We start from the raw sequence: 26,330 nt of genomic DNA on the forward strand, positions 1-26,330 counted from the left end.
CGCGGGCAACCCATCGCGTATTCTCCCGTCAACCCACGCAGCGAAACCGTGTCGTCCTCCCTGAATGGTGCCTGAACACCCATTCGCCACGCTTTCACCCACCTCGTACAGGAAGATCAACGAACGCTTTGTGATGAAAGCTACCTATGCCTGCGTGGCAGCCCTGGGGCTGCTGCTCTCCATCCCCACCCTGGCCATCGCCCAGAATTTCGGCGGAGCCATGGCCTATGAGGACGGCCAGCTCTTTGTCGGCCAGACCTCGCAGTCCTCCGAGTCCGGAACGGTCTACGTCTACGCCAGGGGCACCGACGGCACCTGGACGGAGGTTCAGCGCCTCCAGGCCTCCGACCGGGACGGATCCGATGACCGCTTCGGACGCGCGCTCGACGTGAATGGAGGCACCCTGATTGTCGGAGCCACCACCAAGGAGGCGCCCCTCGGAGCTGCCTACGTATTCGAGAAGGGCGACGACGGCCTTTGGGTGCAGACGCAACGTCTCGCGGCCGACGGAGAATCGGAAACCGGAAGTCTGGGCCGCGCGATCGCAGTCGACGGCAATTGGGCGTTCGTGTCCGCAGCCGGCTACGACGAGAGTAAGGGTGCCGTGTTCGTGTACGAACGCGCAGCGGCAGGGGAGTGGGGATTGCATTCCCGGCTCATGCCTGACAGCCTTGAGGCCGGTACGCTGTTTGGCCTCGCCCTGGATATGGAGGGTGGCAAGGCCATCATCGGCGCCCAGCTCCAGGACCAGAATTCGGGAGCCATCTACGCGTACGCCTACAATGCGGAGAACAACTCCTGGGATCTGCAGGATGATGTGACCCTGAACGGCCTGCAGGAGGGTGGATCTCTCGGTGCAGGCGTCGCCATTTCCGGTGACCGCGCCCTGGTGTCCGCACCGTTCGCCGGCACCGGGTCTGCCTTCCTGCTGGAGTACAGCAACGATTCGTGGAGTCAGACGCGCCTTCTGAGCCCCGTCGATGGAAGACCCGGCTTCTTCGGCGCACACCTCGGCCTCTACGAAAGCGAAATCTGGGTCGGAGCGCCGTTCACCAACGGTTCGGGTGCCATTTTCCGCTATCACATCGATGAGGACGGCGCTCTGCGAACAGCGGACTGGTTCGTGCCGGACTCCGTGGAGCCGGGCTCACAGTTCGGTACCCGGTTCGTGCGGGCGGGCGATGAGCTCTTTGTCGGTGCGGCCGCCGCGGACTTCGGTCTGGGCTCGGTGTTGGTCATGGCGCGGGATGGTGACGGCTGGACCGAAACCCAGCAGCTGTTCCTGGAGCAGCAGCAGATGGATGCCATCACCGGTGCCGAGGTGCGCTGCGAAGACGGCACCGCCGGAAGCTTCGAGTGCGAGGGCGTCGACATGGTGTCCTTCCTGCCGGTAGGTGACATAGGCGGCAAGCGCGGCGTCTCCCTGAACGACATCTGGGGATGGACCCACGAAGAAACCGGACGCGAGTTTGCCCTGGTGGGCCGCGTCGACGGCATGTCTTTCGTGGAGATTACCAACCCGGCCAATCCGATCTATCTGGGGGACCTTCCGAAGACCGAGGGTTCCATGTCCGCCTCGTGGAGAGACATGAAAGTGTACCGCGACTACGTCTACGTCGTGGCGGACGGTGCGGGAAATCATGGCGTGCAGATCTTTGACCTGAATGAGCTGCTGGATGTACCGGGCGCGCCCGTCACCTTCTCGGAGACAGCTCGCTATGACGGCATCGCCAGCGCGCACAACATCGTCATCAACGAAGAGTCCGGCTTTGCCTACACGGTGGGGAATTCGATGGGCGGAGAGGTCTGCGGGGGCGGATCGCACATTCTGGACCTCACCAACCCCTTGGAGCCCACCTTCGCGGGCTGCTTCGGACATGAGGGCACCGGCAACGCCGGAACGGGCTATACGCACGATGGCATGTGCATCCAGTACGACGGCCCCGACTCGGAGCACATCGGCAAAGAGATCTGCTTCTCAGCCAACGAAAACGCCATCAGTGTCGCGGACCTGACTGACAAGCAGAACCCGATCACGCTTGCGGCGGCCGAATACCCCAATGTGGGCTATGCGCATCAGGGGTGGATCACCGAGGATCACAGGTACTACTACTCGAACGATGAAACCGACGAGACCGGTGGCACTGTAGATCGCACCCGCACACTGGTCTGGGATGTGAGTGATCTGGATGACCCGGTGCTGGTGACCGAGTTCATGGGCACGACGGGCGCTTCGGACCACAACCTGTACGTGCGCGGCAACTTCATGTACCAGTCCAACTATGCGGCCGGTCTTCGCATCCTGGACATCTCGGATCCGGCGAATCCTGTGGAAGTCGCGCACTTCGACACGGCACCCGACGTGACCAACACACCCGGTTTCGGCGGTTCGTGGAGCAACTATCCGTTCTTCCAGAGCGGCACGATCATCGTGACCAGCAGGAATGAGGGCCTGTTTCTGCTGAAGAAGTCGCAGACCGAACTCTAGGCAGATCGCGGCCCCTCCGGGATCGCCGGAGGGGCCGATTTGCACTCGGATGCTTCGGTCAAGTATGATTTAGGACCCCACCAAAGAGGTCCGTCATGCGTGCTTGCTCCCTCCTCGCCGTCCTCGCAGTTCTCGCGATGGGCTGTGCGTCCGATTCCCCCACGCCTACTCCCGACCAGTCTCCGGCAGCCGATTCCCCTGCGCCCGGCGCTGAGCAGGCCCCTGCGGCCGATCCGCCTCCACCAGAACCCGTAAGCGTCTTTCTCGGAGACGGTGGCCTGGACGGCTATCCGGCCGGCTCGGCGTTCACCATGGAGGCCATCTCCGAAGCGGTGGCCCCGCTGGAGGTCGTCGAGACTGAAGGAGGCTCTGAGGGCATGGTCTGGACCGAATACGCCGTTGTGGCCGACTCCGGAACCCTGCTCACCATCGGGCCAGACGGCATGGGCACCCGCGTAGGCTCGGTGCGCACCTCCAATCCGGCGGTGGAGCTGGAGGGTGGCATGCGTATCGGTGATCGCTTTGGCGATATATTCTCCGGCTCTGCCTCACCCAATTGCGTGGCCGGCATGGAGGAGATGTCCGGCCTGGTCAATTGCAATCCGCCTGGCGCCGCCCAGTTCTTCCTGGTCTTCGAAGGCTCCTGGAACGGTCCGGACGGCGAAGTGCCTCCTGCGGACGTGCTCCAGGACTGGCGGGTCCGCGAAGCATTCTGGACCTCGCAGTGATCTCATATGGCATCTGAGATGACCCCGATACAACCCGATAACGCTCCGGCGCCAAAGGGGCACTACTCACCGGGCATGGTGCACCAGGGTGTGCTCTACATCTCCGGGCAGCTGCCGACGCACCCCGAAACGGGTGACATCCCGGCAGGCATCGAGGCACAGACACAACTCGCGCTGGAAAAGGTCGAGGCTGTCGTCAACGCGGCGGGCAGCTCCCTGGATCGGGTACTGCAGATGCGGATCTACATCTCCAACGGGGACGACTGGGGCGCCGTAAATGGCGTCTACGCGAAGTACTTCGGCGATCATCGACCTGCCCGATGTGTTGTCCCCACCCGGGACCTGCACTACGGATGCCTGATCGAGATCGAAGGGACGGCCGCGGTCTAGCGGCCGGAATTCACAGACAGGCCATACAGGACAATAACACGATTTAGTACTCTGGAATCGGAAATAGATCGTGAGATCTTCTCCCGAAGTCATAACACTCAATCCGCGGTACTACCATGAACGCCCGAAACCCTCTTCCATGGATCGTCACGGTCTCGCTGCTTGTTCTCGCAGGCTGCCAGCAGAGTGCTCCGGACGCCGGTTCGCAACAGGCGTACGAAGGTCCGAAGCTCAACTTCGCCAGCAACTCCAAACCGAACGTGCTTGAGATCGCCGTCAGCTCTGCCGATCACTCGACGCTTGTAGCCGCTGTTCAGGCAGCAGGCCTTGAGGCGGTGTTGGTGTCGGCCGGGCCACTAACCGTCTTCGCACCGACAGACGCGGCCTTTGGAGCCCTGCCGGACGGCACCCTGGATGAGCTCCTGAAGCCGGAGAACAAGCAGGCGCTGACTAAGATCGTTACCGCCCATGCCGCTCCCGGGACCTTCAAGGGAGCGCTCTTGAGAAACGGAGACCGACTCTACATGGCTACCGGCGACTTTGCGACAATCGAGGAGCGTTCAGACGGGATGTACGTGCACGGTGCAAAGATTCTCGGCACCGTGGACGGCTCAAACGGTGTGGTTCATGTGGTCGACAAGGTCCTTCTGTTCGATTAGACCGGGCTCGCCCCTAGGCAAAAACCCCCGCCCTCAAGCCGAGAGCGGGGGTTTCTGACTGAAGCCAAGGACTCCTAGTAGCGGTAATATTCCGGCTTGTAGGGGCCCTCCGGAGTGACGCTGATGTAGTCAGCCTGCTCCTGCGTAAGCTCGTCGAGTTCTACGCCGATCTTGGCCAGGTGCAGCCGGGCGACCTTCTCGTCGAGGTGCTTCGGCAGCGTGTACACCTTGTTCTCGTAGCTATCGGAGTTATTCCAGAGCTCGAGCTGGGCCAGAACCTGGTTGGTGAACGAGTTGGACATCACAAAGGACGGGTGTCCCGTTGCGCAACCCAGGTTCACCAGGCGGCCCTCGGCCAGCACAATCACCTCTTTGCCGTCGATGTCGTACAGGTCGACCTGGGGCTTGATGGTGTCCTTGGTGTTGCCGTAGTGCTCGTTGAGCCAGGCCATGTCGATCTCGTTGTCGAAGTGGCCGATGTTGCAGACGATCGCCTTGTCCTTCATGGACCTGAAATGGCGCTCCTGGATCACGTTGAAGTTGCCTGTCGCGGTAACCACGATATCGGCGCCTTTGACCGCATCGTCCATTTTCTTGACCGCGTAGCCGTCCATGGCAGCCTGCAGGGCGCAGATCGGATCGATCTCCGTCACGATCACGCGGGCACCGGCGCCACGCAGGGAAGCGGCGGAGCCTTTGCCGACATCGCCGTACCCGGCCACGACCGCTACTTTGCCGGCCATCATGATGTCGGTGGCGCGGCGGATGGCGTCCACCAGGGACTCCTTGCAGCCGTACTTGTTGTCGAACTTGGACTTGGTGACCGAGTCATTGACGTTGATAGCCGGCAGGACGAGCGTGCCGTTCTTCTCGCGCTCATAGAGGCGATGCACACCGGTCGTGGTCTCCTCAGAGAGGCCTTTGATGCCCGGAACGAGCTCGGGGTACCGGTCAAGCACCATGTTGGTCAGATCGCCGCCATCGTCGAGGATCATGTTGAGCGGCTTGCGCTCATCCCCGAAGAACAGCGTCTGCTCGATACACCAGTCAAATTCCTCCTCGTTCATGCCTTTCCAGGCGTACACCTGGATGCCGGCATCGGCGATGGCGGCGGCCGCCTCGTCCTGCGTCGAGAAGATGTTGCACGAGGACCAGGTGACTTCGGCGCCGAGCTCAACCAGTGTCTCAATCAACACGGCGGTTTGCACCGTCATGTGCAGGCACCCTGCAATGCGTGCGCCCTTCAGCGGCTCCTGTCCGCGGAATTCCTCGCGGATGGCCATGAGGCCCGGCATTTCAGCTTCAGCCAGGCGGATTTCTTTGCGTCCCCACTCCGCCAGGGAGATGTCTTTGACTTTGTAGGGCAACGTTTCGACCAGCATGGATTGCAGATTGCTCGTTATTCGAGAAAGAGGGGCTTGTACCCACGCCGTTCGTCTTGTTTCCGCGCTCGTGGATCAGCGGAGTAAAGGTGGGACGAATAGCAGCGCGGAACGCGGGCCCGCCTGGGAGATTCATTGGCGGCCCAACCAGCCTGGATTCTGTGATTCGAACGACTCTTCTGACAATCCTTCTGAGCGTATTCGCAGGTTGCAGCGCACCGGTGATGCCTCCGGATCCGGAGGCCCGGGTGAAGGTCATGTCCTACAATCTCCGCTACGGAGACGAATCTCTGGATCAGGAAGACTCGCGTCAGGTCAATTTGCTGGCGTCAATCCACCACCACCGGCCTGATCTGCTCGGCGTACAGGAAGCCAACGAGCCTTGGATGGAGATTCTGCCGCGGGAGCTCAAGGACTATGCTTACGTGGGCGTCGGGCGGGATGACGGCGTTGCGGCCGGAGAGCGGTCCGCCATTTTCTATCTGGCAGACAAGTTCGAGGTGATCGAAACCGGAACGTTCTGGTTGTCGGAGACCCCTGAGGAACCGTCATTCGGCTGGGGTGCCACGAACCGACGCGTCTGCACCTGGGCGTATCTGCGCAACCGGTTCACCGGAACCGTGACCGCACACTTCAACACGCACCTGGACCACGAAGTCCATGAGGCGCGGGTCAAAGGCATGGCGATCATTCTGGACCGCATCGCCCAATCCCCGCACCCGGTGATCTTGACCGGGGACTTCAACATCATCGAGGGCTCGGAGCTCTACGAGACGGTAGAAGCCACGAAGCTTTCGGATACCAAGCACAGCGCTGCAGAGTCACGGCCGTACAGCACCATGAACTGGTTTATTCCCGACGAGGAGACCGCCTGGGTGATCGACTACGTCTTTGCGGAAGAAGGCCGGTTCGATGTGCTGCGCTATGAAGTGGACCACACCTGGCGCTACGACGGCAAACCCGTTTCCGACCACTACCCGGTGCTTGCAGAGTTGGCTTTGGTGAACTGAGTCAACCGCGCGGAATTTCCTGGAGCACCCAGGTATTGCCGTCCGGGTCTGCGAAACCGGCGAACAGCACGCCCCCCATGTCGACCACTTCGCTGACCTCGACGCCGCGGTCCAGGAGTTCGGCACGCACCGACTGAATCTCCTGCACCACCAGATGGAGTCCACGCAGGGAGCCTGGAGCCATCTCGACTCCGGGCAGTCCCGTACTGAGAAGGACCGAGCAGGCAGAGCCGGGCGGAGTCAATTGCACCACGCGAACCCCTTCTGAGGGTGTCACGTCGTGGTCCAGGTGGAAGCGGATGACCTCTGTGTAGAACGCCAGGGAGGCATCCACGTCGCTAACGGGGATGGGGACGAGCTCGAGTTTCATGGCGGAAGAATACGACTATGCAACCGCCTTCCGCGTAGGTTTCTGTGCACCCATCGCCCGAGACCATGCAACCAGGCACCGCGCTAATTCCCGAATTCGACCAGGAAACCGCCGGCACGCGCCGCATGCTTGAGCGCATCCCGGCCGATGCACTCAACTTCCGTCCTCACGAGAAATCATGGACGCTGGGGCAACTGGCGACGCACTGCGGACAGCTCCTGTCGTGGACCCGGCCCACGCTGGAGTTGAACGAGCTGGACATCGCCAATATCCCCCCGGCCCGGGAGCGTACCACGCCGGAGTCCATTCTGCGGCACTTTGACGAGCAGCGGGCCGACGCGCGCGCCGCCCTGGAGGCTGCTTCCGCTGCGGTGATGGCCGAACCGTGGACCATGCGAGCAGGCGAGAGGGAGTTCTTCACGCTCCCAAAGATGGTCTGCATTCGGACCTTCGTATTCAATCATTCGGTGCACCACCGGGGGCAGTTGAGCGTTTACCTGCGGCTGCTTGATATCCCTGTGCCGGGTGTTTACGGACCCACCGCCGACGAGGCGATGTAGGGCAATTGCGCGCCGCTCCGAACCGCCTCCCGGGCCAGTCCGTACGCTCCAGCCAACCAGCCTTGTTCTGTCCCGCATGCGCCACCTACTCCCCATACTGCTTCTGCTGCTCGTGCCGCAAGCCGCGGCACAGGAGGCCGCCGAGTCAACGCCGGAAGCGGCAATCAACAGGGCCATAGACCGCTTGTCGGCGGCGACGGCGCCAGGCGGTGGGGGTGCTGAAGCCTACGGCGCGGAACTCACCGACACATTCTCCCGGTGGACGCTGGGCTCACGAGCAACCGATACCAAGGAAAGCTGGCTGGCGGGAATTCGCTCCTGGTTTGACGAAGGCTGGGTGGTCATCGACCGGGAGACCCACCACATCACGATTGACGTTGAGGGAGGCCTGGCATTCGTGCGCCGCGTGGTTTCAGAGAGTTACCAAGGGCCTGACGGCGAAATCACCGACCCGGCCCGCGCCGCGGTCTCGGAGGTCTGGAAATCCACTCGTGAGGGCTGGAAGCTGCACCGGGTAGAGGTCGTTTCGCTGCCGGACGCGAACTAGCGAACCCGAACGACGGTGCGGACGATGAGCTCGGAGCCTGCCCGAACGCGCAGGACGTAGACACCAGGGGTTGGCGGCGGGTCCAGCGACACAGAGCTCGCGCCGGCGGAGACCTCTCGCCGCGCGACGACCCTGCCAAGCAGGTCAAAGAGGGTCACCGTTGCCGGGTTTAACAGACTGCCCAGCTGAATGCTGACCGGGCCGCTAGATGGATTGGGGACGATCACCACCTCCTCCAGGGCGCGCAGGTTGTTCTCAATGCTTGAGAGCACGTCGAGCGTGGCGCGAGTTTCGGCAGGCCTCCCTTCCTGCAGGTGGCGAACCGCCACGTCCAATTGGGCATCATAGGCACCCGATTTCCGCAGCTCGTAGATGCGAATTGGCAGCCTCAGGTCCTCCGCTGAGAAGGGGAGCATGCGTAGCGCGGCTACCGTTTCCTGCACCTGCTCCAGATGCCGGTACCTGTATTCGACGGCCGGCTCGATGGTGGTGCCTTCGCCGAAGTCGTTCCAGGTCACAAGCTGCACAAACTGCGACCCCGCTGTCACGGCCCGGTCCAGCGTCTCCTGGAGGGTGGCCCCGTCGCGATGATCAAGAAAACCGTAGGAGGCCCGAACGCCGGCCTCCTGATAGATGTCATGGAAGCCGGGGAAGGAGCTTCCCATCCGCACCTCGTAGCCGGAGGCCCGCGCATAGTGGGCATTGAGATACTCGGTCAGGCGACCTGGAGTGAGCGTTCCGCCTCCTGAAGCCCACATTGGTGGCCAGGGGTACGCACCGTGTGCGGCGCCGGAAACCACGTTGTCAAGCGTCAGGAAGACCGGATCCGTACTGAACCCGCTGAAGGCCGTGATCCACTGCGACCCGGACCGCAGGTGCTGCGGCCCGAAGTTCAACAGCAGGGGGCGTCCCTCGTGATGCACGTAGGCACCGCCGTCCACCCAGAGGTCTCGGACTGCGTCCATATCGCGCCTTGCCTGATCCACAGCGGCCGAGCTGGCAATGCGACCCTGGGAGATCAGGTGGCCGAGCGTCTGATCCTCGTAGCAGACGGCGAACTCCAGTCCGGCCGCCGCGACCGCATCGTACAGGAGTTGAGCGGCGGTATGGATGGTGGGGTAGTCCCACAGGCTGCCGGTCCCGTACCAGTCGACGATGACCCCATCGATCCCGGCCACCTTCATCAGAAGGGTGTGGTACTCGAGCACGTCCGGGTCTGAGGAGTCGTACGGACCGATCAGCGGGTAATGCCTGGAGGCAATCTCACGCCGCCCGTCCGAGCCGACCCGATCCGGGTCAAAGTGGTTCATCGTCCAATGCCACCCCCAATACGTGCGATGGGGTTTGGCTTCGTACCAGGGCATGTAGTGTGCGAGAAACCGGGGCGAATCCTGGGCCTCGGCCCGGGCGCCGGCTCCAACCAGGACGCATGCAATGAGGATGCGGACGAAACGCACGTATACTGTTCAATTCAGACGCCCCGGAATATCATGAAAGCCCCCGTTTTCTGCCTCCTGCTCGCACTGGTCGGCACCGTTTCAGCTCAGGACCGGCCCATGGTGGCCATTGACGCCGGGCACGGCGGTGAAGTGGCGGGCGTAGTGGTCGGAGAACGTCTGGAAAAAGATGTCGTGCTCGAGATGGCGTTCGTGGTGGCCGCCGAGTTCGTAGCCGCGGGATATGACGTGGTCTTTACCCGCACGACGGACGTGGATGTGCCCTGGCCCCGGCGCAGATCCATAGCAGAGGAAGCAGGAGCCGACTTCCTGGTCATGCTGCATGCCAATCGCAACGACGATCCGGCCGTGAACGGGGCGGAGGTCTACGCCAATACCGAGCAGGCCCACCAAAAAGCGTTCGCCGGAATGGTGGCAGAGAAGCTGACCACGGTCGGCAAGGCCGAGTTGATGCACCGACCCTGGCCGTTCCTTCAGTCAGAAACGGTCGCCACGGCCATGATTGAGGTAGCGTTCATGAGCAACCCCGAAGATGCCCGAAAGCTGGAAAGTCGGGACTTTCAGCGCGCCGTGGGGCAGGCCATGGTGGATGCGGCGGAATTCGTACGAGAGCACGGCGAGCACTAGCAGCCAGGGAGCTCGAGCCGCGCACGCCGTTCAGAGAGGACCTCTCGGTACGACTCTTTCTTTTCTTCCGACAGGAAGCACGCATCCAGCAGGCGATCCCATTCTGCCTGTGCATCGACGACCTCAGAAAGCACAAGGTCGGCTGACTTCGCATTGAGGCCGAGTCGCTCCCGCGCCAGGTTTGTGACGAAATGCTCACGTTTGAAGCGGGACTTTTTGCCTGCCATGGTCAGCGCCATCTCCTCGGTCGGTTCACGCAGCACAATCGTGGAGTTGAGCATGTCGTATACCGGCGAGAGTTTGATGGTATTGGACGCGTCCGTGATGAGTGAGAAGTTCTTGATGTGCAGGTCCTCGTTGCCGGTCAGGAATGCGACCAGAATCATGCGATACAGGTGCGTCTTCTCCAGCAAGGGAAAGGTGCAGTAGTCGTTCACCACACCTATGACGCGCTCGATAGACGACTCGTACTTGGTGTCCCGACGCAGCCCGAGAAGCTGTCCGAAGTCTTCAGTAGGCACTTTCCGATTGCGGGCGATGCGGTCAAACCGGCGGATGACGTAGCAGAGCTCCTGCTCCCGCGTCCAGATCAGGCCATGCACGGGGACCTCCAGACCTGCTGCCTGGGCCATGCGCATGGTCACATCCTCGTTGGCCGGCACTTCGGGATAGTGGGGGCTGTCCGGCTTCAGGATGTACCGTCCTCCCGAATTGACCAGCTCAAAGCGCCCCGCGGAAACCTTCAGCACGGCGCTGACCTTCGGCTGCACCCCTCCGATGGACATCTTCCCGGATCGCGCGGTCGCTTCGAAGCGCAACTCTTCGTTGCTGAAGGGCAGGGGCTCGAGCGAGCGGAGCTTCGGAGAGAGTCGTTTCAGGCCTTGCCGGCTGTAGCGACCACGTTCGTCCTCAAGCGGCTGGTAGGAGAGGGGACACCGCATCACGCTATCGGCTCGACGGTGACCGAACCGACCGTATCCCGACCTACAGACAGCAGCTGCCCCATGAAATCCGTGGGGTCCAGTTTTTCCGCCCGAAGCAGCGCCTCAAGCTGCCAGCCCTCTGGAAGCAGGCCGTCAAAGAAGGGCGGAAAAGCGTCAAACCTGTACTCGGAGCGCGTTGTCGGCATGGTGAGCGACACAGGCGATCCGTCATATCCGTCGTCATAGACAAACACGTATGTCCCTGTGCCGGTCTCCTCGAGTACACCGGCCCGCCGGCCGTGAACCAAGACCGCCGCCCTTCTACGCGCACTCATTTCCCGGCTTCCTCTCGATAGGCGTGCATGAGCGGACTCTCGAAGCGCATCTGGATGTTCAGAGCATCCAGCAATTTGAGGATGGTGTCGAGGCGCGCGGTCTCCTTTCCGTGCTCAACCTCGTAGATGCTGGACTGGCTGAGTCCGGCAAGCAGGCCGAGTTCTCTTCTGGACAGCCCCGCTCTCTTCCGGTGAAAACGGATGACCGGGCCGGGATGCGTCGGAAGCTGCATGAGTTTATTGCGATCGTGGCAAAGTGTGCTCTCGGTGTGCGGTTTGGCGACCACGAAAGCAGAAAGAATGCCGAATTAGTGGCGATCGCGATAAAAACGGGCAGTCTTATGCCAATGATCCCGGGCGGGGCAACAAAACTGGTCTTTTTTGCTCCGATAGCACTAAAAACGACTGCAATGGCACCAGGAACGCCTGCCAGGAGCGCAGCCAGGGCCTGTTTTGAGGCGATCGTGGCAAAATCCCAGCGCTAGAAGACATCACGCTTCTTCCGCAGCACAAACAACCCTTCCTGCAGGCTGGTTACGATCACAGTGCCGCTCTCGTAGAACGGGTAGGTGCTCCACGCGCCGCTGAATCCGGGCCCTTCCTGATACGGTGAGGTGTCAAAAAACCCGACTTCGACAGGGTTCTCCGGGTCGCCGATGTCCAGCACGTGCAGGCCGTATCGGTAGTTGGCCTGGTACGCAAAGCCGTCCTCGAGGTACAGGTTGTGCGCGCTCGCGGGCATCGAACCCATGAACTCGTTGACCAGGACCGGGTCCTCGACATCCGACAGATCCCAGACCAGCGTACGGGTGGTCTCCACATTGCCGCGCACCACATCGGCCTCATCATCCTGGTAGAAGTAGCGGTGATCATCCGTGAGCCAACCCTGGTGGATATAGGCAGCATCCGGGCTTGAGACGCGCGCCAACTCCCTGGGCGCGTCCTTGTCCGTCACATCCGTGATGGCAAAGTGGGCTCCGTTGGAGTTCAGGCACAGCTCCCGGCCTGTATAGCGGGTGTCGGGCCCCTGATACACCACGCATTGCGAATCGTGGGTGCCACGCTCGCCCACCGCGCATCCGGCAAACACAGGATTCAGAGGCTCACGAATGTCAATCATGTGCAGGCCGCCGCCGCACGACTCGCCTCCGCCGCGATTGCCGACCGCGTAGGCAAACCCGGTGTCTTCATTGATGACGATGTTGTGGGAGCTGGCAATGCCTTTGTAGTGAAAGTCGGGCTCGAACAGCTCGGGGGGATCCTGCACATCCCGCAACCGGCGCAGATCGAATACCTGCATGCCGTGGTCGCCTGCTCCATCAGCGACGATATACGCGTACCCCCGGTAGGTCTTGATATCCCGCCACAACTGGGAGGGAGGCGTACCCCACGGCTTCGGCAAATCGCCGATCAACACCGGATTCGCCGGATCGGTGATGTCAATGAAGCTCGTGCCGTCATTGCGGCCCACCAGCGCGTATTCCCGACTCGTCTCAGGGTCCGTCCAGCCCCAGTTGTCGTTGGTGCGCACTCCGCGGGCGTGTTCGGGTGCACGCAGAATCGAGTTGGGCACAAACGACAGCAGATCGACATCCTCGCAGTCAAACGGACCGATCTTGCCGTCGGTACATTCGCGCTCCTCGCCGACGATGGCCCCAATGGCATCCGGGGGACTGACCAGCATCTGCCCGTCACTCCACCCGCCGCCAGAGCGCTCGTACACATGCACCGATCCTGACTGGTGGTGCATCCCCGGCGCCATCGCAATCAACAGGTCGTCATGGGCGATGAGGTGTCTGCCGAATTCATCCCGCTCCACGGTGGTAGCGAGGGTGAGCACCGAACGGGCGCTACTCGACAGAGCCTGGTAGCGATACACGCGTCCCGTATCGTTGTCCACGGCATTCGGCACGCCTACCCAAAGGTCAGTCCCAGCCAGGGCGATACCCGCTCCGAGGCGGCTTCCGTCCCGCACGGAGGGGTGTGAGAAGCGTACAACCTGCTCCCAGCCGTTGTGGGTCGAGGCAAACAGGTGGACTACACCTCGACTGTCGGTGGTGCCCGGCGCGCCCACTGCGACCAGATCACCCGACCAGGCCATTGAGGCTCCGAATTCCGATGCGGTTCGCGCCTCGACGGGCAGCGAACCGGTCTCGGTCCACGCACCGTCTTCCAGCCGGAATTCGACCACTCGGCCGGCGCGGTCCGCGTCCGGGGCGTTCCAGCCCGGCGCGGCTACCAGAGCCCGGCCGTCCGTGAGCAGGATAGACTTGCCGAAGCCGTCCGCGGGCGTGCCGCCGCTGGCCTGAAGCTCCGCTGCGTGTGACCAGTTGCCGTCTGCCTGGCGGCGGTAGACCTGCACGGTCCCTGGTTCCGGCTCAGCCTGCTGCTGCCTTGCGCGACGCCCGGTCGAAGGCGCGGCGCCCGGAGCCCCGATAAAAAGCCAGTCGCCCTGTGCGGCCAGGGTGAGGCCGAAGTCCGTGCCACAATAGCCGTACTGACTGCACCCCGGGTCGATACCCGCCGTGCCGGGTCCGTCAAGCACCCCGGCATGTGACCAGGAGGTCCCATCGTTCGAAAAGATGTGCAGGGGACCGCTGCGCTGACCGACAAACAGGGTTGAGCCGGTGCGTGCGAGGGCCGAGCCAAATCCGTCCGCTCTGCTGGCGTTCGGGGCGGTCAGCCGCTGGGCGAGTGCCCACGAGTCGGTACCGCGCTCATAGACGTACACCGAGCCCTCCCGGAACGTGGTGTTCGGCTCACCAATGATGATCTGCCCATCGCCCACCTCCACGGCCACACCAAAAGAGCCGCTCTGGGCCAGGGATTCCAGAGCGAGGAACGGGAGAACAAGCAGGCAAAAGAGGCAGCGCATGGCGGTGTCGGGTGTGCTTGAAGCAACATACGCGGCATCACCTGATGCGACCAGCGATGCTAGTAGTCCACCAGCATCACCTCATCGTCGCTGCGCTCAACGCGGGCGAATACGATGGATCGACCGTCGGGGGACAGGGTGATGGCCGGCCCTGCGCCCGACAGCCTCTTTTCCGGCCGATAAAGATCCCGGACGGCGGCTCCGCGCTGCACCGCAATGGCTCCGGACTGCCGAACGAAGATCAGGGAATCGCCCACGGGCGCCCAGCTTCCCCAATGCCAGGGCCGGATGTCTGTCGTGATGCGTTCTGCGGATCCGCCGGACCGCGGCATCCGCCAGATCCCGGTGGAATCAATCCGGGAGAACCAGATCCAGTCCCCAAGCTCCCACGCGTCAAATCCCCCGTCCCGTGTGATTTGACGGGGTGAGCCGCCGGAGACGGGCATGCGCCAGACTTCCCATCGGCCGGTTCGGTTCGACGCGAAATACAGACGGGATCCGTCGGGCGAATATCTGGGGTTTACCTCGTCGGCGGGGTGGCTGGTGAGGCGGCTCGGATTTCGGCCGTCGGCGGGGACCTGCCACAGGTCCGCGTGGCCTTCGGTACTGGCGTCGAAGACAATCCGGGAGGCGTCTGGCGACCAGCGAGGCGCGCCGATTGGTGCGCCGTCGAACGCCGTATGCTGTATCAGCTCCTGGCCCGAGGGGTGCCCACTCCATATTTCGTACTGACCCGACCGTCGTGAGGCGAAGGCGATTCGATGCCCGTCGGGGGAGTACGCCGGTGCGATGTCCTCTCTGCTTGAGTAGAGCACCGGGCTGGGTCCGAGGCCGAGGGAATCGAGCGAAATCTGCCAGAGGTCGCTCTCGTCCCTCAGGGAACGATACAGGAATCGCCCGGCGCCTCGCGCGTGGTGCAACCGGCCCATGCCGTGGTCAAAGTGCGCCAGTCTGGTGGGGGCATCTCCGCCCGCGGTGACCCGCCACAGGCGGTAGCGCCCCTCTCGATTGGAGGTTATCAGCAGCGATCGGCCATCCGGAAGCCAGGTGACGCCTTGAACATGGGAAGCGGAGTCAAATGTCAATCGGGTCAGCTCAGAGCCGTCCGCTGAGACCGTGAACAGATCGGCTCCTCCGGCGGGTCTGAACCGCCTGAAGGCGATCCTGGAGCCGTCGGGGGAGAAATGCGGGTCCACATCGCCACGGCCCGTCGTGGGCGGCGGGAGCAATGGGCGGTGCACTCCAGTGCCCACATCCACGAGCCCCAACTGCGCTGGTTGTGCGGGAGTGGGCCGCCCGGTCATGACCAGAGTGCTGCCATCCGGCGACCAATCCAGTGCGGCAATGCCGTTCGGGCAGGAGCCGATGCGCAGGCGTTGACCGCCGATGAGGGGCTTGCGGTAGAGGCCACATTCGCCGCGCACAGTGTCGGCAGCCGCGAAGGCCAGGCTGGCTCCGTCAGGCGACCAGGCCGGCAGCCCGGCGGGGCCGGGGCCGTCAGTAAACCTCACCGCGTTTGGCTCGCCGATCAGTTGCACATAGACATCGATCGCGTCGCGATCCGGCGTCCTCCAGGCAAAGGCGACGTGCCTGCCGTCCGGGGAGAGGACGGCTCCGTGCTCCTCTCCGGAGAGGGTGAGCAGGGGACGGGCCTCCAGCAGGTCTGTCGGAAGCGTGCCCGTTGCTCGCGGCCAGATCGCGATCACAATGAGGGTGAGTGCGATCAGCGACGCCCCACCGGCCAGTCCCCAGGAAAAGGCTCCGGCCCCGACCGTCGAGGGGGGATTCTGCACGAGGGTCAGCAGTCTGGGGCCCTCGTCGTGCCTAACCGGTGCGATCAGGCGGTAGCCGGACTTGCTGATGGTTTCGATGTAGCTCGGGTTCTGCCAGTCGTCCCCCAGAAGCTTCCGGAGTCGGGCAATGGCACTGGAGATCGTGTTTTCGCTGACCACCACATCGCGCCAGACCTGGTCGAGCAACTCCTCTCTGCGCACCACCTGACCGGGTGTCTCCGACAGGCAGAGCAGCACCTGGGTCAGTCGCGGGTCCAATTGGCGCACGGTGCCGGGACGACTTATCCGGTTGAGCGAGGGCTCGACAAGCCAGGCGCCGAGTCGAAACCTGTGGGGAAGTGGGCTCTCCATGTGAGGTCAGCATACCGGCCCAGTCCCGGAAAAGGTGCGTGATCACCGGACTCGCGCACTTTCCCACCAGAATGCCACCTTCTTGCCACGCCTGCACCACGGACACCACACCGCTCCGGGCGTCCTTGTGCTCCGGACAAATCACCTGATTCGATGCACAAGAAGCTCACCCTGATGGCGCTGGTGGCCGTCAGCCTCGTTCCTGCTGTGTCCTGCCAACAGTCCCCGGCGATTCATCCCGGAAAGACGGAGTTTGCGACCGTGCAGTCCTGGCCGGTTATTCAGCCCGGCGACGTCTCGCTGCAGAACTTCCGTCCGTTCAGGGCGGTCTACGAACGCAACTACACACAAGGCCTGGGGCCTGGGGCAGGAGAGCCCAGAACGGATCGCGTCATCATCACCGCGGAGCGCGTGGGTTGGCACGGTATCCCGGCGATCGCCATCTCGCTCACCGATACCGGCGCGCCCGAGTTTGGCGATACCATGTTCAGGGGCATGTACTCGGTCATTCGGGAAGACGACATGACCGTGCTTTTTGAGCTGGGACCGCTTCCCGGCACGGGCAAGGACTACTATGTAGCCAGGTTTGAGGGCGAACAGGGCATGGTCAATTCGGTGACCACCGCGACCGGTGAGGTGGACTTTCAGGAGATTCCACTGCCTGGTCCAGGGTTCGGTCCGGGCACGTGGGTTATGGCCAACGCAGGCCTCTCACCAGGCCGCAAGCTCCGCGTCGACCCCGTGTACAGTTCCAAGGCAAATGCGCTGGCTGGGTTTACCCCAATAGGGCTGGTGGTCGAACAGGAGACCTTTACGAGTCTGGCCGGTGTGGACTACGCAGCCTGGGCGGTCGATTACACCAGCAATCCAAGTGGAAGCATCATGCTTCGGCGATACCTGGTGGACACACCTCCCTATGTGCTGGGCACGGTGCGCATCGACCTGGACACGGGCGAGCGCGCGGACCGGCTGCGCCTGATGGAAGTCACGGTGTTCGATGAGTGAACCAGATGTGAGGCCGGGTGCCCGGGAGGCCGATCCGCGGTAGATTGCGGGCCCATGGAGTTCGCATTTCACATCGCCAAGGCGCTTTCGGTTGCGCTATTTCTGTTCTACGGCGTCAGTTGCCTCTTCGCGCAGGGGATGAAGTCGGAGTTTGAGCGGTTTGGTCTGGCGCGGTACCGCAGGTTGACCGGGGCTCTTGAGTTGCTGGGGGCGTTGGGCCTGCTGGTAGGCTATGCGGTGCCTTTGCTTGGGTTTGTGGCTGCCGTCGGATTGACTCTGCTCATGCTGCTCGGTGTCGGCGTGCGGATTCGGGTGCAGGACCCATTCCTGGAGATGGTGCCCGCAATCGTGCTGCTCCTCGTCAACGCCTACCTGGCGTGGGCTGTGTGGCCGGTTTTGCAGGCGAGCATGGGGTAGGTTAGAGAATCCAAGACGCGTAGCCATGCCTGATCTCTCCCTAGTATCCATCCTCCAGGTTGTTGTTGGCCTGGGACTCTTGAACGTCTGGCTGCTCAGAGCCGGATCCGAGACATCGTACCGCGGCGGAGATGCAAAGTCGCTGAAAGCGGAGTTTGCTGCATACGGGTTGTCGGATGCCGCTTTCTATGTGGTTGGAGGGCTGAAAATACTGGCAGGCATCGGCCTGCTCGTCGGCCTCTGGGTCCCCGAGATTGTGATGCCGTGCGCCGCGGTGGTGGCCGTGCTTATGGTCGGTGCCCTCGCCATGCACATCAAGGTGGGAGATCCGGTCATGAAGTCAGTACCGGCCGCGCTGATGCTCGTGATGTGCCTGGCGATCCTTTTTCTGGGTTAGGTGAGGCGATTCCCTGCGGGGTCAACCCGGCCGAAACTGAACGCCGTAGTTCACGGGGTGTACCGGCTCATTCCTCCATCCCGAGGAAGCCAACCCGAGCGGTAACGCTCCGGATCTCGCCGTCCCGGTCGAACTCGATCTCATACTCCGACGGGACTCGCGGTGCCAGATGCGAGGAAGGACAGCCACGCTCGCCAAACGGCCGCCCGTTTACGCGCACCAGGCGGTCTCCGCGTCGAAGGCCGATGGACTCGTCGAATACATGAAGCACTTCGCCGGTCTCCGGGTCGGCCAGGTAGTCACTCACGCGGGCCGGGTAGGCAGGGATCGGCCCCGAAATCGAGTCCGGGCGTGAAAACCGCACGAGCCCGCCTGGATGGTCGAACGTGATTGCGAAGTGGTGAAGCACCTCCTGACCTACCAGATGGCGGCTTTCGGTACGGGCTGCGAAGGGCTGTTCGAGTTCGAAGCCGCCCATGCGAACGGTTTGAGAGAGTCTGCCGGTTTCTACCACAAACAGGCCGTTGACGCGCATCCGGCCGCCAGTTCGTGTGGGAGGCATGCTCAGGCTGAATCGTTCCAAATCATCAAGGCTCAGGCCCCGACTCGACCCGGTGTCAATGAGAATCCAGAACGCGCGCTCCCCCACGTCAGCGCGCACGTACGGGCGGTCATAGCCGGCCCGGAGCGGCACCGCACCGGCGGAATCCAGACGCGCGTGCTCGATCACCAGGCGGCGGCCGGGAAAGTCGTAGGTGAGCAGCAGCGGGTTGAAGACCGGGTGCCCCAGAATGCCGTACACGCGCTCACCGAGCGCCGCACTGAGTGCATCCATGTCCAGCTTTGAAACGCCGAAGTCATACGCGGCATAGTCGCCAATGCGGAGGGAGTCGATCCGCTTGCGGGCCCCCACGGTACGGAGCACGTCGGGATCCATCACCGTGCGCCCTGCGCCCGAGTCCATCAGCAGCGGAATGCCCTCGTGGCCGTTTATGGTCGCGTTGACCACGAAGTAGTCGCCGCACATGGTCGCGGGCAGCTCGTATGGCTCCGTCATCGAGGGGACCGATACCCTGGCAGGTCGGCTGGCCGGATCGTCGCATCCGGCACCCGCCAGGAATAGCGCAAGCAATACGCTGATTCTGTTCATCGCGCAATCACCAGTCGGGCGATGGGTTCGGTGCCCACCCGCAGGAAGTAGATGCCGCTCGGCAACGGTGTTAGTGTCAGGGCAAGCTCATGCGCTCCTGCTGCCAGAAGTCCCGGGCGAGCCACCACCGACGTGCGACCCAGGAGATCCACGACAGTCACCTCTATCTCTCGAGCCTGATCCATCTCAAGCCTCAAACGGGCACGGTCGCTGGCAGGATTCGGAAAGAGACCCAGGATGCGGAAGCCGCCCGGCGACACCTCTGGTTCGGCGGACGTCTCACCAAGTCCGGCGTACCGGAAATCACCCACTACCGGCAGGTGATCAGAGGCCAGTGTGGTGTCCTCGGACTCCAGGCCGAGTGCAGAAAGCGCCTCGGCCGGCATGGCCGGGGTGAAGAACACGAATCGGTTCTGGGCGCGCAGGACCGCATCGCCAAAGACAATAAAGTCCAGCCGACCCGGGTGGAAAGAGCTGTTTGGGCTGTACCACGTGTAGTGCATGGGCAGATGGGTCACGCGCGGAAAGAGGTCCGCCAGCGCACTGCCGTCTCCATCCGGGGCTGCCGGGGCGCCGTGGAACGCGGTGTTGACAATCGCCCCTTCCAGCAGAGTCCTGAGCTGACGTCTGAACCCCACCATGTTCATGTCGCCCAGCACAACCAGCGGCGTTTCGGGCTGGATGGGCGGGGTACCGCCTGCGCGTGCGTCTCGGATAAACGCCATCATCGCGTCGAAGTCCAGCTGGCGATTCGTGTCGTTTCGGCAGCACGGTGGGTGTGCGTTCAGGAGCAGCATTTCCTCGCCCCATACGCTCGACATGTCGATGGCAAACGCCCCGTTGGCATCGCCGGACGCGCCACCGGCAATGCGATAGGATCCGGTTATGGGGTACCCACTGACCGTCACGATGTCCGGTTCGATCCGGGATGCGTACCACGGCCGCCCTGGCAAGGCGGCGGCCACAAATGCGCGCACCGCCTCGGCGGACTCGCTGCGAACCTCCTGAAATCCGATGATGTCCGGGTCCAGGAACTGGAGAATCCGCCGAAATCGGTCGGAACGACCGCTGTCAAACAACCCGCTGTTGAGCACATTCCAGGAGACGATTCGCACATCGTCTACCTGATCGCGCGCAAGAGCGATGGGCTCCAGAGGCGCCAGGGGGCCTTGATCGAATGTGTGGCGAATGGCTTCGCCGGTCCCGGGGAGGAAATCGAATCCGCCGAGGTCTGCCAGGGCAAGGCGCACGGTAGATCCCTGGAACAGCAGGTTGGAGCCATCCGGCCGCGCGTCCCGGCGGATGGCGACCTCGAATTCGGTGGAAGAGGTCGTCGGACCCGTGACAATGCCGATGGGAAAGTGGCCGATCTCTCCGGTCTGGCCGTACAGCGTATAGGTCCCGGTCCGGCCGCCGAAGCGCCACACCAGCTCGGCCCCGAGTCCCAGGACCTGCTCTCCGGTCGCCGGGTCGTCGTCCGTGTCCAGATACAGGAGCAACTCGTTGCCATCCTGTATGAGCAATTCCATGCCCAACTCGAATCGTAGAAGCAGGGAATGCTCGTCGTGCGTGACCCAGAAGCGGCCGAGGTCTACCTGGCCTGCCGGCGCATCTCCGGAATCATCCGTGTAGGCCGGCGGGATGCCCTGCCAATCGTCAAAGCGGCCATCCACAAACACGCGGGACGGCTGGGCCGCTGCCGGCAGCGTGGCGACGGCGAGGAGAAACGCAGGCAGCAAACGCATCATGTCGACGATAGCCATGAGGCAAACAGCGCACGGACTTCGTCGGCCGAGCGGTCTCCTTCAAGCAGGCTTCGGGCGGCCGACCCGGCCGACTTGGAGAGCTTGCTGCCGTCCCGTGCCGCTAGCAGGGGGTGGTGGTGGATCTCGACCTCCAGAAAACTCCGCAGCCCCATCGCCCGGGCGACGACCCGCTGGAGCCGGCTGGAGGGTTCGAGATCCATGCCTCGGATGATGTGTGTGATGCCGTAATCGACGTCGTCGACGACGCTGGCCACGTGATAGGCCACCGTACCGTCTTTTCGCCGCACGACCGGGTCTTGAAAGGCTGAGTCGGGTTGCCCGCGGACCTCTCTCGCGTCCAGCCTGAATCGGAGTGCAGCGTCAAACGTGTCCAGGGCGATGCGCTTGTCGCGACACGTTCCCGGGTAGGTGCCGTCCGGGGATCGTTCGGCGATTTCGCGGCGGCTGCAGGTGCAGGCGAACACCTCCCCGGATTCGACCAGCGGCTGGAGAGCGCGCAGGTAGCGCGGCGCCCGCAGGGATTGGCTCCAGTGGGCGGCGAACTCCATCGGATCGGCAGGTCCGAGCTCGAATGCGATTCCGAGCCAATCGGCCACGCGGAACACATCCTGCAGGTACTCCGGCCGAAACCGGGATCGGTCCAGATCATCTATGCGCAGCAGGATCTCGCCCCCCGTCTCTGCGCGCCAGGCCTCGGCCAACAACAGATTGAAGACATTGCCCAGATGCAAATAGCCGCTGGGCGTCGGCGCGAAGCGTGTTCGAGGGGTGTCCGGCACGGGCGGCAAACTTACGCGCCGGCCGGCCGGGTCGCTGTCACGATTGTGTTTCAGTCGGCGAGCGGACTCGGGGGCGGTGGGGGGTTCCGGGTTTGCTGGTGCCGCGGGCGGGCAGGTTGGGGGCTGCGGTGGCTGGGGTCGGTTGCGGGGCGGGCGGGGGTGGTCTTGCGGTCGCGGGGGTCTTCGCGGTCGGGCAGGGGCGGTTGTGCGATGGCGCGAGCCTTCGCGGCCCCCGGGGGGCGGTTGTGCGGTCGCGCGAGCCTTCGCGGCCCCCGGGGGGCGGTCCTCCGGTCGCGGGAGCCTTCGCGGCCCGGGGCGGCGGTCCTCCCGTCGTGGGAGCCTTCGCCGGCCGGGGGAGGTCCTCCAGTCGCGGGAGCCGCCGCGGCCCCGGGCCGGCAGGAGTGAGTCCTCCACCGCAGGTCGTGGAAAAGGCCCTCGTGATTCGACATCGCAGAACCCGCCGTCGGTCGCTATGTGGAATCGAGGCCCTTAGTCCACCTACGCCAAAGCAAAAATGAGCCTGGAGTGGAATCGGGGCCTCGTTTTCCATGTCGGGGCGCATCGGGGCAGCAGCCCCAGCCAGCGTGTGTGCACGCCGCGAATTTGGTCACAGCACGCGGACCAAGCCCCAAAAAGCCAGCAGAAAGGCCAGCACCGCAATCAGAGTCGCCGTCCATCCGGTCTTTCTTCCGAAAATCCAGCCGGTGAGCGCGATCCCGGTAAAGAACAGCACAAAGGACACGCCGAAGGCGCCGATGAACGGCATGAGCGTCGGGTCAATGCTGGCGACAACTTCACTCAGCGCCTCCCAGTCACGATTGGCAGCTCGGGTCAGGATGCGAAAACTGGCCATCGCCAGGTAAAGCGTGCAGGCTATGAGCAGCAGTGACGAAGCGGAGAGCACGCTGACGGTCCAGCGCGACAGGCGTGTCTTTTCCGTCGTGATAACGCCGGCAAGGAGCGCTATGGCAAAACCGCCCATGAGGGCGGCGATGAAGGACAGCTGATTCATGGCCTCAGCAAACAGCTGGGCCAGGGCAATCATTTCATCGGGGCTGGGCTCCATGCAGTCGGGTCTCGCGAGTTTGGGCAAACTTAGGAACGAGCGTCGGCTGCCGCGAGGGTCGCGGGGCCCGCGGGCGATGGGCAGGTTTGGGTCCTCCACGGCGGGTTATGGAATGCGCCCCCGTGATTCGACCTTTGGTGCGCCCCCGTCGGCCGCAATGTGGAATCGAGGCCCTTAGTCCACATACGCCGAAGCCAAAATGGGCATGGAGTGGAATCGGGGCCTCGTTTTCCATGTCGGGAGCTCCGGGGGCGGCCCGCGCCGGCGAACAGGGACTATCTTCGCACTCATGCAACTGATTGGCCCTTTATTCGCCCTGGTTCTTCTGGCGTGGGCGCCGTACGCCGCGACCAACCCAGCGGCCGGGCCCTCGGACACCGCCGCCGCGGCCGCGCTCGCACCGCGCGGCGAGCACGTGCTGGCGTGGGCGCCGTACGCCGCGACCACCCCAGCCCCAACAGACGACCCTCGCGTCCTGCTGATCGGCCTGGACGGCGTACGGCCGGACCGGCTCGCGCATGCGCAAACGCCGAATATCGATGCGCTTGCGGCCCGCGGATTCTACAGCCCCATCGCCCAGACACGCATGCCCACGGTCAGCGGGCCGGCATGGTCCAGCATGACGGGAGGCGTGTGGTCCGAAAAGCATGGCGTCCTGGGCAACGACTTCTCCGAGAACCGGTACGAGGAGTACCCTGACTTCCTCACGCGGCTGGAGCAGCTGGACGCGGATCGCTGGAATACGCTCGCGGTACTGGATTGGCCGCCGCTGGGTACCACCAACGCGGGCGGGCCGATGATTTCCGACACGGTGGACACCAAGGTGATCATCAATGGTGACGTGATCGGTTACCCTGAAGCAGACGCCCGGTCGTGCAACGCCGCCGAGGCCCTCCTCGCGACCCAGGAGGTGCACGCAGCGTTTGTCTATCTGGGCAACATTGATGTCGCCGGTCACAATACCAGTTCATTCTCCGCCGAGTACACCGAGGCCATCGAGTGGGCGGACGGGTGCGTCGGGCGCCTCGCAGAGGCATTGGCCGGCAGGCCGGACTCCGAGGACTGGCTGATTCTGATGAGCACCGACCACGGCCGCACTCCGGAGGGCGGTCATGGAGGCGACTCCCCCGAGGAACTGACCATTTTCTATCTCGCGGCAGGGGCTGCCGCCAATCCCGAGGAGAAGCGCGTGCCGACTACCGTCGATGTAGCCGTGACTGCGCTCACGCACCTGGGCGTTGCCATCGATCCGGCCTGGAAACTGGACGGGAGGGCCATCGGACTGCGCGCGGGGCAGTAGTTTCGGGTATGTCTGAATTCGCCATCCATGCTCGGGGTCTGCACAAGCGTTTTGCCGATGTGCATGCGGTGGCCGGCGTGGACTTCGAAGTGCTGCGTGGGGAGTGCTTCGGCCTTTTGGGGCCGAACGGGGCCGGCAAGACGACATCGATCGAGATTCTTGAAGGCCTTCAGCGAGCCGATGAGGGTGAGGTCTCTTTACTCGGCCTGAGCTGGGATCGAGACGAGCATACCCTGAGACAGCGCATGGGCATCCAGCTTCAGGAGACTCGGCTGCCCGACAAGCTGACGGTGCGCGAGGCGGTGACGCTCTTCCGGAGCTTCTACCGCGCGGGGCGCACCGTGGACGAGGTCCTGTCGGCAGTCGCCTTGCACGAAAAAGCGGATGCCTGGGTCGTCAAGCTCTCCGGAGGACAGAAACAGCGCCTTGCGGTGGCATGCGCTCTGGTCGGTGCGCCCGATTTGCTTTTCCTCGATGAACCGACCACGGGCCTGGACCCGCAGTCACGCCGCCAGCTCTGGGACATTGTCCAGGAATTCCAGCGAGGCGGCGGCACGGTCCTGCTGACCACGCATTACATGGACGAGGCGTACCAGCTCTGTGACCGGGTGGCCATCATGGATCATGGCCGCATCATCGCTTTGGATACGCCCGATGGGCTCATCGACTCCCTCGGGGCCAGCCACGTCGTGGAATTCCAGGTCGAGGGGGGTGAACTGGCGAAGCTCGAAACCTTGCCGGGCGTCGAGCACGTGACACGCGACGCGGAGGAAGTCCGGCTCACCGTCAGCGGTATCCATGTCGCCGTTCCGGCGCTCATGAATGCTGTCTCCACGGCGGGATTGAAGCTCACCGAGTTGCGCACGCATACCGCCACCCTGGAAGACGTATTTCTGCACCACACAGGACGGCACCTGCGCGATGCGTGATCACGAAGTCATCCAGTTGACCCTCTGGCGCCTGCGGGAGTTTCTGCGGGAGCCTGAGGCGCTGTTCTGGATCTTCGCCTTTCCGCTCCTGCTCGCGATCGCCCTCGGCCTGGCGTTCAAGAATCAGGGCGAGGAAATCATCCGCATCGGGGTGGTCTCGAACGATGGGGATCTGGCCATTTTCGAAACCCTGAGCGATGCCCCGGCGCTGGAGCCGGTGGCCGGCGACTACGAGAGTCTCTATCAGGAGCTGCGCACCGGAAGACTGGTACTGCTGGTAACGCCCGGAGACCCGGTCACCTACACGTACGACTCGACCCGGGCCGAGGCGCACATGGCGCGGCTGCGCACCGACGACGCCCTGCAATCGGCTGCCGGAAGAACCAATCCCGCCCGCGTGAGGGATGCCCTGATCGCCGAACGCGGGTCCCGGTACATCGACTTCCTGATACCGGGTCTGCTGGGACTGAACATCATGGGCACCGGGATGTGGGGTGTCGGTTTCGGCATCGTCAAGGACCGCATGAACAAGCTGCTGAAGCGGCTCCTGGCCTCCCCGATGCGCCGCAGACACTATCTGCTGGCCCACATGCTTTCGCGCATGTCATTCCTGATCATCGAGGTGACGGGGATCCTCGCCTTCGGGGCCCTGGTCTTCGATGTGCCCATCCGGGGCAGCCTGCTCCTGATCGCAGTGATCAGCATCCTCGGCGCGCTGGCATTTGCGGGCCTGGGGCTTCTTGTCGGAAGCCGGCAAAAGACGGTCGAGGGGGTCTCCGGCCTGATGAACCTCATCATGGTACCCATGTGGATCGGCTCCGGAGTCTTCTTCGCGTACACGAATTTCCCGGAGGCCATCCATCCGTTCCTGCGCATGCTACCGCTGACAGCCCTGAACGATTCACTGCGAGCTGTGATGCTGGAAGGCGTCGGCCTTGCGGCGATTGCGGTGCCCCTGGCGATCATGGCCGGTTGGACTGTGATTTCGTTTGGGCTGGCCCTGAAGCTCTTTCGCTGGGAGTAGCG

26 protein-coding genes are annotated in these 26,330 nt (G+C 63.3%); 14 read left to right on the plus strand and 12 right to left on the minus strand.

Annotated features, from left to right (window positions below):
* The first annotated feature begins 67 nt into the window (after positions 1 to 67).
* From JJ896_17590 to JJ896_17605, 4 genes are all read left to right on the plus strand, one after another.
* Positions 68 to 2,488 carry a choice-of-anchor B family protein gene (locus tag JJ896_17590; protein ID MBO6781475.1) on the plus strand — a complete coding sequence of 807 codons (2,421 nt, stop codon included), beginning with the start codon at positions 68 to 70 and terminating at the stop codon, positions 2,486 to 2,488.
* A 95-nt stretch (positions 2,489 to 2,583) separates the two neighbouring features.
* Positions 2,584 to 3,216 carry a DUF1131 family protein gene (locus JJ896_17595; protein MBO6781476.1) on the plus strand — a complete coding sequence of 211 codons (633 nt, stop codon included), beginning with the start codon at positions 2,584 to 2,586 and terminating at the stop codon, positions 3,214 to 3,216.
* Positions 3,217 to 3,234: 18 nt separating this feature from the next.
* On the plus strand, positions 3,235 to 3,606 hold the full coding sequence (locus JJ896_17600; GenBank protein ID MBO6781477.1) for a RidA family protein: 372 nt from the start codon (positions 3,235 to 3,237) through the stop codon (positions 3,604 to 3,606).
* Positions 3,607 to 3,722: 116 nt separating this feature from the next.
* Positions 3,723 to 4,265: a fasciclin domain-containing protein gene (locus JJ896_17605; GenBank protein MBO6781478.1), complete on the plus strand. Its 543-nt coding sequence runs from the start codon at positions 3,723 to 3,725 to the stop codon at positions 4,263 to 4,265.
* Positions 4,266 to 4,339: 74 nt separating this feature from the next.
* On the opposite strand, the gene JJ896_17610 is transcribed toward JJ896_17605, so the two are convergent.
* The gene (locus tag JJ896_17610) at positions 4,340 to 5,647 is read right to left on the minus strand and encodes an adenosylhomocysteinase (protein MBO6781479.1); all 1,308 of its coding nucleotides are present in this window, start codon (positions 5,645 to 5,647) and stop codon (positions 4,340 to 4,342) included.
* A 161-nt stretch (positions 5,648 to 5,808) separates the two neighbouring features.
* Between JJ896_17610 and JJ896_17615 the strand changes: the two genes are divergently transcribed.
* Positions 5,809 to 6,657: an endonuclease/exonuclease/phosphatase family protein gene (locus JJ896_17615; GenBank protein ID MBO6781480.1), complete on the plus strand. Its 849-nt coding sequence runs from the start codon at positions 5,809 to 5,811 to the stop codon at positions 6,655 to 6,657.
* Between the two features lies 1 nt (position 6,658).
* On the opposite strand, the gene JJ896_17620 is transcribed toward JJ896_17615, so the two are convergent.
* Positions 6,659 to 7,027: a VOC family protein gene (locus tag JJ896_17620; GenBank protein ID MBO6781481.1), complete on the minus strand. Its 369-nt coding sequence runs from the start codon at positions 7,025 to 7,027 to the stop codon at positions 6,659 to 6,661.
* A gap of 65 nt (positions 7,028 to 7,092) precedes the next feature.
* On the opposite strand from JJ896_17620, the gene JJ896_17625 reads away from it, so the two are divergent.
* Positions 7,093 to 7,587, plus strand: a complete 495-nt coding sequence (locus JJ896_17625) for a DinB family protein (protein ID MBO6781482.1) — start codon at positions 7,093 to 7,095, stop codon at positions 7,585 to 7,587.
* 76 nt (positions 7,588 to 7,663) lie between these two features.
* Positions 7,664 to 8,134, plus strand: a complete 471-nt coding sequence (locus JJ896_17630; GenBank protein ID MBO6781483.1) for a hypothetical protein — start codon at positions 7,664 to 7,666, stop codon at positions 8,132 to 8,134.
* Here the strand turns inward: JJ896_17630 and JJ896_17635 are convergent.
* A complete protein-coding gene (locus JJ896_17635) occupies positions 8,131 to 9,591 on the minus strand; it encodes a T9SS type A sorting domain-containing protein (protein ID MBO6781484.1) in 1,461 nt (486 codons plus the stop codon). The two genes, JJ896_17630 and JJ896_17635, sit on opposite strands and share 4 nt — an antisense overlap.
* 33 nt (positions 9,592 to 9,624) lie before the next feature.
* Between JJ896_17635 and JJ896_17640 the strand changes: the two genes are divergently transcribed.
* Complete coding sequence (locus JJ896_17640; GenBank protein ID MBO6781485.1) at positions 9,625 to 10,218, plus strand: N-acetylmuramoyl-L-alanine amidase; 594 nt, start codon at positions 9,625 to 9,627, stop codon at positions 10,216 to 10,218.
* Here JJ896_17640 and JJ896_17645 read toward each other — a convergent pair.
* The 5 genes from JJ896_17645 to JJ896_17665 form a co-directional block, all read right to left on the minus strand.
* Positions 10,215 to 11,159, minus strand: a complete 945-nt coding sequence (locus tag JJ896_17645; protein ID MBO6781486.1) for a HipA domain-containing protein — start codon at positions 11,157 to 11,159, stop codon at positions 10,215 to 10,217. The two genes, JJ896_17640 and JJ896_17645, sit on opposite strands and share 4 nt — an antisense overlap.
* Entirely contained in the window at positions 11,159 to 11,476 is a 318-nt protein-coding gene (locus tag JJ896_17650; protein MBO6781487.1) for a HipA N-terminal domain-containing protein, read from the minus strand. The genes JJ896_17645 and JJ896_17650 overlap by 1 nt, the downstream gene beginning before the upstream one ends.
* Positions 11,473 to 11,709 (minus strand): helix-turn-helix transcriptional regulator, encoded by a 237-nt coding sequence (locus JJ896_17655; protein MBO6781488.1) that lies wholly within the window; start codon positions 11,707 to 11,709, stop codon positions 11,473 to 11,475. Before JJ896_17655 ends, JJ896_17650 begins: the two co-directional genes overlap by 4 nt.
* A 248-nt stretch (positions 11,710 to 11,957) precedes the next feature.
* The gene (locus tag JJ896_17660) at positions 11,958 to 14,351 is read right to left on the minus strand and encodes a choice-of-anchor B family protein (GenBank protein ID MBO6781489.1); all 2,394 of its coding nucleotides are present in this window, start codon (positions 14,349 to 14,351) and stop codon (positions 11,958 to 11,960) included.
* Between the two features lie 59 nt (positions 14,352 to 14,410).
* Positions 14,411 to 16,495 (minus strand): PD40 domain-containing protein, encoded by a 2,085-nt coding sequence (locus tag JJ896_17665; protein ID MBO6781490.1) that lies wholly within the window; start codon positions 16,493 to 16,495, stop codon positions 14,411 to 14,413.
* A gap of 153 nt (positions 16,496 to 16,648) precedes the next feature.
* Between JJ896_17665 and JJ896_17670 the strand changes: the two genes are divergently transcribed.
* Genes JJ896_17670 through JJ896_17680 form a run of 3 tightly spaced genes read left to right on the plus strand, consistent with a single transcriptional unit; the run spans position 16,649 to position 18,314 of the window.
* Positions 16,649 to 17,500 carry a hypothetical protein gene (locus tag JJ896_17670; protein MBO6781491.1) on the plus strand — a complete coding sequence of 284 codons (852 nt, stop codon included), beginning with the start codon at positions 16,649 to 16,651 and terminating at the stop codon, positions 17,498 to 17,500.
* A 54-nt stretch (positions 17,501 to 17,554) separates the two neighbouring features.
* Positions 17,555 to 17,917 carry a DoxX family protein gene (locus JJ896_17675; GenBank protein MBO6781492.1) on the plus strand — a complete coding sequence of 121 codons (363 nt, stop codon included), beginning with the start codon at positions 17,555 to 17,557 and terminating at the stop codon, positions 17,915 to 17,917.
* 25 nt (positions 17,918 to 17,942) lie between these two features.
* Positions 17,943 to 18,314 carry a DoxX family protein gene (locus JJ896_17680; protein MBO6781493.1) on the plus strand — a complete coding sequence of 124 codons (372 nt, stop codon included), beginning with the start codon at positions 17,943 to 17,945 and terminating at the stop codon, positions 18,312 to 18,314.
* A gap of 67 nt (positions 18,315 to 18,381) precedes the next feature.
* Here JJ896_17680 and JJ896_17685 read toward each other — a convergent pair whose 3' ends face one another.
* The 4 genes from JJ896_17685 to JJ896_17700 all read right to left on the minus strand — a co-directional run bounded on the left by JJ896_17685 (position 18,382) and on the right by JJ896_17700 (position 23,075).
* On the minus strand, positions 18,382 to 19,464 hold the full coding sequence (locus tag JJ896_17685) for a hypothetical protein (protein ID MBO6781494.1): 1,083 nt from the start codon (positions 19,462 to 19,464) through the stop codon (positions 18,382 to 18,384).
* Positions 19,461 to 21,227, minus strand: coding sequence for an endonuclease/exonuclease/phosphatase family protein (locus JJ896_17690; protein ID MBO6781495.1), 1,767 nt, complete (start codon positions 21,225 to 21,227; stop codon positions 19,461 to 19,463). The genes JJ896_17685 and JJ896_17690 overlap by 4 nt, the downstream gene beginning before the upstream one ends.
* Positions 21,209 to 22,009, minus strand: a complete 801-nt coding sequence (locus tag JJ896_17695) for a hypothetical protein (protein ID MBO6781496.1) — start codon at positions 22,007 to 22,009, stop codon at positions 21,209 to 21,211. Before JJ896_17695 ends, JJ896_17690 begins: the two co-directional genes overlap by 19 nt.
* A 607-nt stretch (positions 22,010 to 22,616) precedes the next feature.
* Positions 22,617 to 23,075 carry a hypothetical protein gene (locus JJ896_17700; protein ID MBO6781497.1) on the minus strand — a complete coding sequence of 153 codons (459 nt, stop codon included), beginning with the start codon at positions 23,073 to 23,075 and terminating at the stop codon, positions 22,617 to 22,619.
* Positions 23,076 to 23,364: 289 nt separating this feature from the next.
* Between JJ896_17700 and JJ896_17705 the strand changes: the two genes are divergently transcribed.
* The 3 genes from JJ896_17705 to JJ896_17715 are packed head-to-tail and all read left to right on the plus strand — an operon-like array spanning position 23,365 to position 26,328.
* The gene (locus tag JJ896_17705) at positions 23,365 to 24,375 is read left to right on the plus strand and encodes an alkaline phosphatase family protein (GenBank protein MBO6781498.1); all 1,011 of its coding nucleotides are present in this window, start codon (positions 23,365 to 23,367) and stop codon (positions 24,373 to 24,375) included.
* A gap of 8 nt (positions 24,376 to 24,383) precedes the next feature.
* Positions 24,384 to 25,304, plus strand: coding sequence for an ABC transporter ATP-binding protein (locus tag JJ896_17710; GenBank protein MBO6781499.1), 921 nt, complete (start codon positions 24,384 to 24,386; stop codon positions 25,302 to 25,304).
* Positions 25,297 to 26,328, plus strand: coding sequence for an ABC transporter permease (locus JJ896_17715; GenBank protein ID MBO6781500.1), 1,032 nt, complete (start codon positions 25,297 to 25,299; stop codon positions 26,326 to 26,328). The genes JJ896_17710 and JJ896_17715 overlap by 8 nt, the downstream gene beginning before the upstream one ends.
* Positions 26,329 to 26,330: the final 2 nt, after the last annotated feature.

This window comes from Rhodothermales bacterium (assembly GCA_017643395.1).
GTDB lineage: Bacteria > Bacteroidota > Rhodothermia > Rhodothermales > UBA10348 > JABDJZ01.

Coding starts and splice junctions, on each gene's coding strand:
- JJ896_17630 (MBO6781483.1), top strand. CDS start 7,664: ATGCGCCACCTACTCCCCATACTGCTTCTGCTGCTCGTGCCGCAAGCC.
- JJ896_17680 (MBO6781493.1), top strand. CDS start 17,943: ATGCCTGATCTCTCCCTAGTATCCATCCTCCAGGTTGTTGTTGGCCTG.
- JJ896_17595 (MBO6781476.1), top strand. CDS start 2,584: ATGCGTGCTTGCTCCCTCCTCGCCGTCCTCGCAGTTCTCGCGATGGGC.
- JJ896_17700 (MBO6781497.1), bottom strand. CDS start 23,075: ATGGAGCCCAGCCCCGATGAAATGATTGCCCTGGCCCAGCTGTTTGCT.
- JJ896_17650 (MBO6781487.1), bottom strand. CDS start 11,476: ATGAGTGCGCGTAGAAGGGCGGCGGTCTTGGTTCACGGCCGGCGGGCC.
- JJ896_17690 (MBO6781495.1), bottom strand. CDS start 21,227: ATGGCTATCGTCGACATGATGCGTTTGCTGCCTGCGTTTCTCCTCGCC.
- JJ896_17610 (MBO6781479.1), bottom strand. CDS start 5,647: ATGCTGGTCGAAACGTTGCCCTACAAAGTCAAAGACATCTCCCTGGCG.
- JJ896_17705 (MBO6781498.1), top strand. CDS start 23,365: ATGCAACTGATTGGCCCTTTATTCGCCCTGGTTCTTCTGGCGTGGGCG.
- JJ896_17640 (MBO6781485.1), top strand. CDS start 9,625: ATGAAAGCCCCCGTTTTCTGCCTCCTGCTCGCACTGGTCGGCACCGTT.
- JJ896_17710 (MBO6781499.1), top strand. CDS start 24,384: ATGTCTGAATTCGCCATCCATGCTCGGGGTCTGCACAAGCGTTTTGCC.
- JJ896_17600 (MBO6781477.1), top strand. CDS start 3,235: ATGACCCCGATACAACCCGATAACGCTCCGGCGCCAAAGGGGCACTAC.
- JJ896_17655 (MBO6781488.1), bottom strand. CDS start 11,709: ATGCAGCTTCCGACGCATCCCGGCCCGGTCATCCGTTTTCACCGGAAG.
- JJ896_17715 (MBO6781500.1), top strand. CDS start 25,297: ATGCGTGATCACGAAGTCATCCAGTTGACCCTCTGGCGCCTGCGGGAG.
- JJ896_17625 (MBO6781482.1), top strand. CDS start 7,093: ATGCAACCAGGCACCGCGCTAATTCCCGAATTCGACCAGGAAACCGCC.
- JJ896_17665 (MBO6781490.1), bottom strand. CDS start 16,495: ATGGAGAGCCCACTTCCCCACAGGTTTCGACTCGGCGCCTGGCTTGTC.
- JJ896_17605 (MBO6781478.1), top strand. CDS start 3,723: ATGAACGCCCGAAACCCTCTTCCATGGATCGTCACGGTCTCGCTGCTT.
- JJ896_17685 (MBO6781494.1), bottom strand. CDS start 19,464: ATGAACAGAATCAGCGTATTGCTTGCGCTATTCCTGGCGGGTGCCGGA.
- JJ896_17675 (MBO6781492.1), top strand. CDS start 17,555: ATGGAGTTCGCATTTCACATCGCCAAGGCGCTTTCGGTTGCGCTATTT.
- JJ896_17670 (MBO6781491.1), top strand. CDS start 16,649: ATGCACAAGAAGCTCACCCTGATGGCGCTGGTGGCCGTCAGCCTCGTT.
- JJ896_17660 (MBO6781489.1), bottom strand. CDS start 14,351: ATGCGCTGCCTCTTTTGCCTGCTTGTTCTCCCGTTCCTCGCTCTGGAA.
- JJ896_17645 (MBO6781486.1), bottom strand. CDS start 11,159: ATGCGGTGTCCCCTCTCCTACCAGCCGCTTGAGGACGAACGTGGTCGC.
- JJ896_17620 (MBO6781481.1), bottom strand. CDS start 7,027: ATGAAACTCGAGCTCGTCCCCATCCCCGTTAGCGACGTGGATGCCTCC.